8 protein-coding genes and 1 tRNA gene are annotated in these 8,410 nt (G+C 68.2%); 1 reads left to right on the forward strand and 8 read right to left on the reverse strand.

The window, feature by feature from the left end:
• The first annotated feature begins 142 nt into the window (after positions 1–142).
• Entirely contained in the window at positions 143–1,654 is a 1,512-nt protein-coding gene (locus ASJ79_RS12930) for an HNH endonuclease signature motif containing protein (RefSeq protein WP_067955715.1), read from the forward strand.
• Between the two features lie 144 nt (positions 1,655–1,798).
• Here the strand turns inward: ASJ79_RS12930 and ASJ79_RS12935 are convergent, their stop codons facing one another.
• The 8 genes from ASJ79_RS12935 to ASJ79_RS12970 form a co-directional block, all read right to left on the reverse strand.
• Positions 1,799–3,226: a carboxylesterase/lipase family protein gene (locus ASJ79_RS12935; RefSeq protein WP_067955718.1), complete on the reverse strand. Its 1,428-nt coding sequence runs from the start codon at positions 3,224–3,226 to the stop codon at positions 1,799–1,801.
• Positions 3,223–3,729 carry a VOC family protein gene (locus ASJ79_RS12940; RefSeq protein ID WP_067955720.1) on the reverse strand — a complete coding sequence of 169 codons (507 nt, stop codon included), beginning with the start codon at positions 3,727–3,729 and terminating at the stop codon, positions 3,223–3,225. The genes ASJ79_RS12935 and ASJ79_RS12940 overlap by 4 nt, the downstream gene beginning before the upstream one ends.
• Before the next feature lies 1 nt (position 3,730).
• Positions 3,731–4,975 (reverse strand): DUF1214 domain-containing protein, encoded by a 1,245-nt coding sequence (locus ASJ79_RS12945; protein WP_067955722.1) that lies wholly within the window; start codon positions 4,973–4,975, stop codon positions 3,731–3,733.
• Entirely contained in the window at positions 4,975–6,126 is a 1,152-nt protein-coding gene (locus ASJ79_RS12950; RefSeq protein WP_067955724.1) for a sulfotransferase, read from the reverse strand. The genes ASJ79_RS12945 and ASJ79_RS12950 overlap by 1 nt, the downstream gene beginning before the upstream one ends.
• On the reverse strand, positions 6,123–7,247 hold the full coding sequence (locus tag ASJ79_RS12955; protein WP_067955726.1) for an LLM class flavin-dependent oxidoreductase: 1,125 nt from the start codon (positions 7,245–7,247) through the stop codon (positions 6,123–6,125). Before ASJ79_RS12955 ends, ASJ79_RS12950 begins: the two co-directional genes overlap by 4 nt.
• Positions 7,248–7,318: 71 nt before the next feature.
• A complete protein-coding gene (locus ASJ79_RS12960) occupies positions 7,319–7,576 on the reverse strand; it encodes a DUF3297 family protein (protein WP_067955729.1) in 258 nt (85 codons plus the stop codon).
• 60 nt (positions 7,577–7,636) lie between these two features.
• Positions 7,637–7,712 (reverse strand) — tRNA-Ala (locus tag ASJ79_RS12965).
• A 53-nt stretch (positions 7,713–7,765) separates the two neighbouring features.
• Positions 7,766–8,410 (reverse strand): MFS transporter (locus ASJ79_RS12970; protein ID WP_156448412.1); only part of this gene is annotated, 645 nt, incomplete at its 5' end.

The following is an 8,410-nucleotide window of genomic DNA, read 5'->3' on the forward strand; positions in this document are numbered from 1 at the left end:
CACGAGGCGTCATCGGGAAACCACGCCCGGAATTCTTGATAGGTCCGCGGGTAGTCCACACCGCCCACGGGAGCGCCCTCGACACCCACGCTGAACAGCATAGGTCCACTTAAGCAGATAAGCAGTAAGTTTGTTCGAAAGTATGTCGGGGAGCGAGTTGCAGGACGCGGTCAGCGGGTTGTGTGCCGCCTTTGATGAGGTGGCCGCCTGTGAGGTCGACCTGCTGACCCGACCCGAGCTGGTAGCGGCCCTCGATGAGCTCGAAACCCTGTGGTGCCGGCTGCCTGCGATGAGCCACCGCCTGCTGGCCCGCCTACAGGTCGAGGCCACCCCCCAGCAGATGGGCGCCAAATCCTGGAAAGAGGTGCTCACGGTGCGCTGGCGGATCTCGACCAGCGAGGCCCACCGCAGGTTGACCGAAGCTGACCTGTTGGCGCCGCGTCCGGGGTTGACCGGGCCCTCGCTGCCGCCACTGCTGCCCGCCACCGCGGTCGCCCAAGCCCGCGGGCTGATCACCGCCGAACACGTCGAGGTGATCCGCAAAGCGGTCACCAAGCTGCCCGGCTGGGTCGACACCACCACCCGGGAACAGTTCGAACTCGACCTGGTCCGCACCGCGCTCGGCAACGGCCCCAAAGAACTCAAAGACTCCGCGGAATTGACGCTGTTCCTGCTCGATCAGGACGGCCCCGAACCCGACGACACCGAACGCGCCCGCACACGCGGGGTCTCGATCAGCAAACAAGGCCCCGACGGGATGAGCGCGATGACCGCCCAGCTGACCCCGGAAGCACGCGCGGTGCTCGAAGCGATCCTCGCCAAGTACGCCGCACCCGGGATGTGCAACCCCGACGACCCCGAACCGTGTACCTCGGGCACACCGACCCAGGCCCAGATCGACAACGACCACCGCAGCCTGGCCCAGCGTCAACACGACGCGCTGGTCGCCGTCGGACGCATCGCCCTGATGAGCGGCGAACTCGGGACACTCAACGGGCTGCCGGTCTCGATCATCATCCGCACCACCCTGCAAGACCTGCAATCCCGGGCCGGGGTGGGCACCACCGGCGGCGGCACCGTGCTGCCGATCAAGGACGTGATCCGGCTGGCCGGCCACGCCAACCACTACCTGGCCGTGTTCGACGCCGCGACCGGATCGGCGCTGGATCTGTTCCGCGCCAAACGCATCGCCACCCCGGCACAGCGGATCATGCTGATCGCCCGCGACGGCGGATGCACCAAACCCTGCTGCACCGTCGGCGCCTACGGCTCCCAGGTCCACCACGTGGTCACCGACTGGGCCGACGGCGGCAACACCAACATCGACGAACTCGGCCTGGCCTGCGGACCCCACAACCGCAGCGTCGACACAGACCGCGGCTGGACCACCCGAATGAACAACCGCTGCGAGGTCGAATGGATCCCCCCACCAGACCTCGACACCGGCCAAGCCCGCCTCAACAACTACCACCGCCCCGAACGACTCCTCCGCCCACCCCAGGACCCGGAACCTCTCAGCGACAACAACACTGAAGCGCCCACCGAACCCGCCGAAGTTGAGAAGGTCGGCGACGCGCAGTCGGGTACCCCGCGACCGGCCGACGACCCCAGCGAACCCGGCGGACCGGCACCCCCAGAAGACGAAGCGGCCTGACCGCCGCGGATTCTCCAACCTGTGGACGAGGATGCGCTTCCAGGTCAGGCCGACAGACGACTCATCTCGCCGACAGGCGCGCATCGTAGCCTCCGGCTCGGTCAGCGCTGTTCGCGTCCGTCGGCGCTCGCTTCGCCAATTCGCCTATCCGTAGGCGGGATAGCGGTTTTCCCAGATGACGAGTTGCTCTGCGCGGTGGCCTCGGACGATCCGCGTCTCGGGGCCCAGCAGCATCGTGGGCCGTCCGGCACCGTCGTAGCGTTCCCACGGCTCTCGCCCACGAACGAACTCCAGCCACAGCCCCTGAACGACATCCGACATGCGGAGCGCGGCCTCGTCGTCACCCGCCAGCACGGGGGCAGCGTCCAGGTTGCCGAAGAGCAGCGGCAGGCAGGAATCGTGACAGGCGCCCAGTCCGGCACGCGGAGAGGGCCACTGCAATTCGTACCGAAAGACCGTGTTGCCGCGCTCGGCGTGGGCCCGGACGAACTGCTCTGTCGGCGCCGTGAAGTGGTAATCGGTGACCAATGCGCTCGCGATATCGCGAAGCGTGCGTCGGCCGGCGCGGTAGGTCGCCACCACCGTGTCGGCGTCGTGGCTGTCGCCCGCGAGAGCCTGCGCCCTGTCCCGCACGTACCGCTCGGTGAAGACGCCCTCCTCCAGCGGCGCGTCAAAGATCCGCCACTCGTCACGCGTCGTCCCGGCCAGGATGGGGACCGGACGCATGTCGCGCGTGCGCGCGACCACCAATGGATGCTCGGCGATGACGTCCCCATCGATACAGGGATGAAACGGGCCCTGCGGCGGCACGAATCCGCTGTCGATACCGCGTTGTGCGGCAAGGATTTCCTCAGATGGTTCGTCGCCGCATGTGAGGGCACCCAGTTGTGCGGCGACGGCCGAGGCGGCCTCCGTCGAACGGACGCGCTCCAGCCCTCCGCTCTGCAGGATCGCGCGGTCGAACAGTGCGCAGCCTCCGGCGAGCAGCGCGGCGACCGCGATGGCGCCGGATGATTGCCCGGCCACCGTGATGGCACCGGAGTCACCGCCGAAGGCGCCGATCTCCTCGCGCACCCACTGCAGCGCACGCCTCTGGTCGCGCAATGTCAGGTTGGTGGACTCGGCCCCGTGCCAGCCGGGAGCGTAGAGCGAACCCAGCACGCCGAGCCGGAAGTTCATCGTCACCACCACGATGTCACCGCGCCGGGCCAGCCGCGCACCATCGAGCAGCGGTGCCGAGCCGTGACCCTGCGTCTGCCCGCCGCCGTGCAGGAAGACCAGAACAGGTCGGCGGTTGTCGTCGACCGCGGGTGTCCAGACGTTGAGCGTGAGACAGTCCTCGCTCATGGTGAGGCCGCGCTTGGCCAGTCGTTCCGGCGAGATGTCTTGTGGCGCGATCGCCCCGAACGCGGTCGCATCGCGTACGCCGGGCCAGTTGACGGCGGGCTGTGGTGGGCGCCAACGGCGCTCGCCCGTCGGCGGTGCGGCGTACGGCACTCCGCGGAAGACTACGACGTCTCCAGTCGAGTCGCCGCGCAGTGCTCCGTACGAGGTGTGCGCGACTGCGGTCACGGACGCTCCGACAACGGGTAGGTCTGGGCCATCTCGCCGCTGAGCACCCGGGTCAGAAAGTCACGGCCCTTGAAACTCACCACCTCCACACGGAGGCCGCTACGCGGGTCGCGCAGGAATGCGACGCCGGCGCCCGTGCGCTCCAACTCCCAACCGTCGTCCTGTAGCCGCGCGACGTCGTCACGCCAGCGCTCTGCGTAGTAGCCGACGTGGTGCAGGCCGCCGAGCTTCGGTTCGGCGAAGATCGAGTCAGCGGCGGTGACGACCTCGATCAGCTCCAGATACGGCGGCCCGGAAGTGGAGAAGGCGAGGCGTACGGCCTGGTCGTCAGCGGAGCCGTCTGGACGGGTGAAGCCGCTGCGCATCTCGAACGGCGGCGCCCATGTGATCTGCATGGCGCCGGCGAGCGACTCCATGGCCGACATCAGATCAGGAACGACTTGGCCGACGTGGTAGGCGTTGTCGAAGGCCGCCGCGGCGAGCGTCTCGAGTCGTGGGTCCATGTCACATCCTGTATCTGCGCCGGATGGCGTCGAAGCGTGCGTGCAATTGCGCGGCCCGCTCGTCGGGCGTGACGCGCCGGGTGTCGGCAGGCAGGACGGTGTCCAGCTCGGCTGCGGTGACGACCGTGGTGCTGACCTCGGGCAACTGCCGGCTCCCGATGACACGCATCGTGAGGTAGCCCTCGCTGAAGCGTTGAGTGTCGATCCAGTTGTGCACACCAGGGTCGTTGTGCGCCATCACCATTCGTACGCGGCCGTCGGAGTCGACCGCCGCTCTGCTCGGCGTGTGGCTCACCGGCCGGTACAGGTAGTCCATGCTGTTCCAGAACGCGCCCATGTTGGTCAGCATCCAGAACTCCCCGCCGTCGGGGAACTCGAAGATCAACGCTTCGTCCGGCCCGAGTCGCCACGGCATGGTGACGATGAGGCGGCCGCGGCGGGCATCGCGTTGCTCCGCCGTGCCGGTGAAGCGCGCACCCGGAAACACGTTGGGCTCCGGCTCACCGAACAACGAACCGATCTCCAGTTCCCGGTCCGGCCAGTCCGTCATCGCCCCGGTGAGGAAGTCACCGGCCCACTGCATCGACGCGATCAGATCCTGCGGTGTCGGCACGGGGCGCGGCTCATCCATGTCGATGCGCTCGATGCTGAACTGCGCCGAGCGCTCCTCCCACGAGTCGAAACCCTGCCGCATGAACAGCTTTCGGGAACCGGGGGTGGTGGGAAGCCAGTTCGGTTCTCGGCGCTCACCGCCGACGTAGAGGACGAAGCCACCATCGGGCTCCGTGACCAGGTCGTCACCGGTGAGGTTCGCCTCGGGGGTGTCACCGAAGGGCTCATGCAGGTTGGGGTGATCGGCGCCGTAGTACACGTCCTTCGCGGGGCGCGGGCCCTGCACGGTGAAGTTGATGAAACGCGCCGTGCCGCGGTCACCGGCGATCCGGTAGGTCGAGGCGCCGTCGATCCACGCCTGCAGATAGACGAAATCGGCGTTGTCGCCGCCGAGCTTGCGGGCCGGCCCGCAGAACGGATGGATCACCGGGTAGCGGGTGTCCTTGGTCTCCAGCGCGAGATCGTAGGCCTGCCCGAGGTTCTGGGTCAGGTAGCGGAAGGCGTCGGCACGCTGCAGGGCATTCGCCGGCGAGGTGTCCTTGAAGGCCAGATCACCGGCCGCCCTGAGCCGGTCGCAGAACTCGTGCCACGCCGCGCGCAGCGCCTCGTCGTCCTCGCCGTCACCGAACGCCATCAGCGCCTCGTCTCGACGTCGATGCCGAATCGTTCCCGGTAGGAGGAGAATTCGTCGTGCAGCTGCCGTACGGGAACCGGAAGGACGTCGGTGGAGTAGGTGAACTTGCCGTACCGGTCGCTGCGGTTGGTGACGAGGTAGTCGCGCATCGACTTCTCGGCTGCGGCGGTGAACGGCACGCCGGCGAAGTCGTAGAAGGCGCCGATCGTGGCGACCGGGTCGGCGACGAAGTCGCGGTAGCGGACGTGGTGGATACGCGGGTCGTCCACGAACGGGTCGGTCAGGTAGGCGTGGAAGTTGGCGCGCGAACCCTCGATCGTGTCTTTGGCGTACTGGGTCCAGTCCAGCGTCCCGGCGAGGCTCTCGTTGATCTGCCCGAAGGCCACGATCTGCGAGGCGAGTACCTGTACGGGGTCGCGGTGCACCCACACGATGCGGGCATCGGGATAGGTGCCGAACAGCGCCTGCAGGCGTCTACCGTGAAATCCCTTGAGCACCCAACGCTTCGGTGCGCGGGTGTACTGGATGTGTTGCAGCATCATTTGATGCAGCGCGTACTGCGCGTGGTGGTCCTGCGGGAAGTTCTGGATCGTGAGCGGAACCCGCCACCAGGCGCTCGGGTTCATCGCGCGGAAGTCGAACGCCCACGTACGTTCACACTCGGGCAGCCCGGCGCCGAGCAGATCGTTGTAGGGGTGGCTGACGATCCACGGCGGGATGCGGTCGAGGATCTCCCGCCAGTCGGCGTCGGCCTGCGCGCGGCGCGGATCGTCGGCGGCGGCCGGGCCCGGTGGCGGGGAGGGATACATCACCTCCCAGAAGCGCAGCGCGCGTGAGTCCTCGTCCTCGGCGAGCAGAGCGTGCAGCAGCGTCGTCCCGGACCGCGGCTCCCCGGTGGCGAAGAGCGGGGCCGTGATCCGTTCGGCCGCGAGCGGCAGGCGTGCGCGGTCGGCGATGAAGTGCAGGCGGCTCGTCAGCAATCCGTCGATGGTGCGAACGGCGGCCGCCGAACCTGCGTCGTCGAGGTGGGCGCTGTTCAGCCTGTCGACCACCAGTCCCACACGCGCGGGCAGGGTGTCGTCACCGAAATCGGTGAGGCCCGTCGACTCGCGCGCGTCGGCGATGAGGACGTCGGTGTCCAAGAACGTCATGGGCTGCCTCCCGTGAGCTGCATCAGTGCGTCCTCGACGTCGCGGACTTTGCGTGCCGACGCGGCGGCGTAGGCCTGCCCGGCCATTCCGCTGTAGTCCAGCACCGACACGACCCGGGCACCCGCCTCACCGAAGGCGGCGATCTGCACGGCGACCTGCTTCGGTGTGCCGTGCGGGACGACGGACAGGATCGCGGCCGGGTCGACCTGCTCGAAGAGTTGGAGCAGCCGGTCGCGGGTCAGCACGCGCGGGTCGATGTCCTGGATGCCGCGCCAGTGCTCCCCCATCGGGTGTCGGTGACCGGCGGCGGCCAGCGCGTCGGCCGTCAGTTGCAGCACCAGCGACTTCACCAGCGGACGTTGCATGATCTCGCTCAGCTCGTCGGGCTCACCGATGAGGCAGACCACCATCTTCGCCGGCGTGATCGCCGCCGGGTCACGTCCGGCGCGTTCGGCCGCCTCGCGGATGCACGCCAGCTGACGGGAATAGGTTTCCGGCCCGGCGCTGCCCGTCGGCCACCAGCCGTCGCCGAATTCGCCCACCAGCCGCAGCATCCGAGGACCGTTGGCGCCGATCCAGATCGGCGGCGGGCCGGTGGGGTGCAGGTCGGTGTCCAGCCGCGCGTGCTCCAGCGTGAAGAACTCTCCGGCGAAGTCGATCGGTCCGTCGGTGTCCCAGAGCAACCGGATCAACCGGAGCGCCTCGGCGAACCGGCTCACCGTGCCGCGGTGATCGAAGCCGTATGGAGCCAGGTTCTCGCGCTCGCCGGCACCGAGTCCGAGGATGAACCGGCCGTCGGAGAGATGGCTCACCGACAGTGCCGACTGGGCCAGCATCACCGGGTGGCGGCGGACGGTGTCGAGGACGCTGGTGGCGAGCCGAGCGCGTGTTGTGCGAGCCGCGACGGCACCGGCGAGGGCGACGGTGTCGAGGTAACGGTGCGGTGACGGCGAGGCCTGCGCGAGATCGGTGAATTCCGGCGTCCAGATCGAGTCCGGCCAGAAGCTCACCAGGTGATCGGGCATCCAGATGGAGTGGTAGCGGCCGTCATCCAGCGCGTCCAACCCGCCGAGGTTGAGCGGCAGAGTCGTCCGGAAGAACGAGGCCAGCTCCAAGGACATGCAGCGGAAGCTACCCCAGGATGACGGCTACGTCCGCGGATTGCTGAGCATTCGCTCAGCGCGCGTCGGCGTTACTTCGCCCGGCGGAAATATGGTTCCACCGTGCCGCTGAGCTTCATCACCATGGGATTGCCGCGACGATCCTTGGCGGTGGGCACCTCGACCCGCACCCAGCCCTCGGCCACGTCGTACTCGACGACATTGGTCTTCTCGGCGCCGTTGAAGCGGATGCCGACATCGCGCAGCAGCGCCTCTTCGTTGTAGAAGGGGCTGTTCGGATCGATGGAGAGGTGGTTCGGTGGAACGTCGGTGATCTGGTCCTCGGACATGATCGCTTTCGGTAGATGCTGCCGACCGGTGCGACCGATTCGGCTGAACTGCTCGTTCCGTGGTGGAGCTAAGGGGATTCGAACCCCTGACCCCCACACTGCCAGTGTGGTGCGCTACCAACTGCGCCATAGCCCCTTGTCGTGCTCATCGAAGTTACACCACGAGGGGTTGGCCCTCAAAATCGCTGGTCACGGGACTTCCCCGCCGGCCTCCGGGCCGAGCGGGCGCGCTTCGGTGTGCTCGCTGGACCGCCTGGGCCGCGTCTCGGGGGCGAAGATCCAGCCCACCGCCGCGATGCCCAGAATGACGCCGCTGATCAGGAACGACCAGCCGAACGACGTGTACTGGGCGATCAGACCCACCAGCAGCGAGCCGCCGATCGAGCCGAAGTCGGCCATCATCTGGAACGTCGCGACCGCCGTCCCGCCGCGTGACTTGTTGCCCACCACGTCGGCGACGGCGGCCTGCTGCGGGGAGACGAAGATCCCGGTGGCCGCGCCGGCGACGTAGGCCGCCACCAGGAACACCGGAAACGACGCGGTGAACCCGACCAGGGCGGTCGACACCGCCGCCAGAGTCAGTCCGGCGATCATCAGCTTGCGCCGCCCGAGGCGGTCGGACAGGTAGCCGCTCGGGATCACCACGGAGATGTTGCCCACCGCGAACGCCGTCAGCGCCAGACCGGCCGCCCCCGGGCTGCGGCCCAGCACCTCGACGACGAACAGCGGCACCAGCGCGATGCGCAGCCCGAACGACGCCCACCCGGTCGCGAAATTGGAGAACAGCGCCGCGCGGTAGGCGCGGTGGCGGAACACCGTGCGGAACGGCACGGG

Origin of the sequence: Mycobacterium sp. NAZ190054, assembly GCF_001545925.1 — a bacterium.
Taxonomy (GTDB): domain Bacteria; phylum Actinomycetota; class Actinomycetes; order Mycobacteriales; family Mycobacteriaceae; genus Mycobacterium.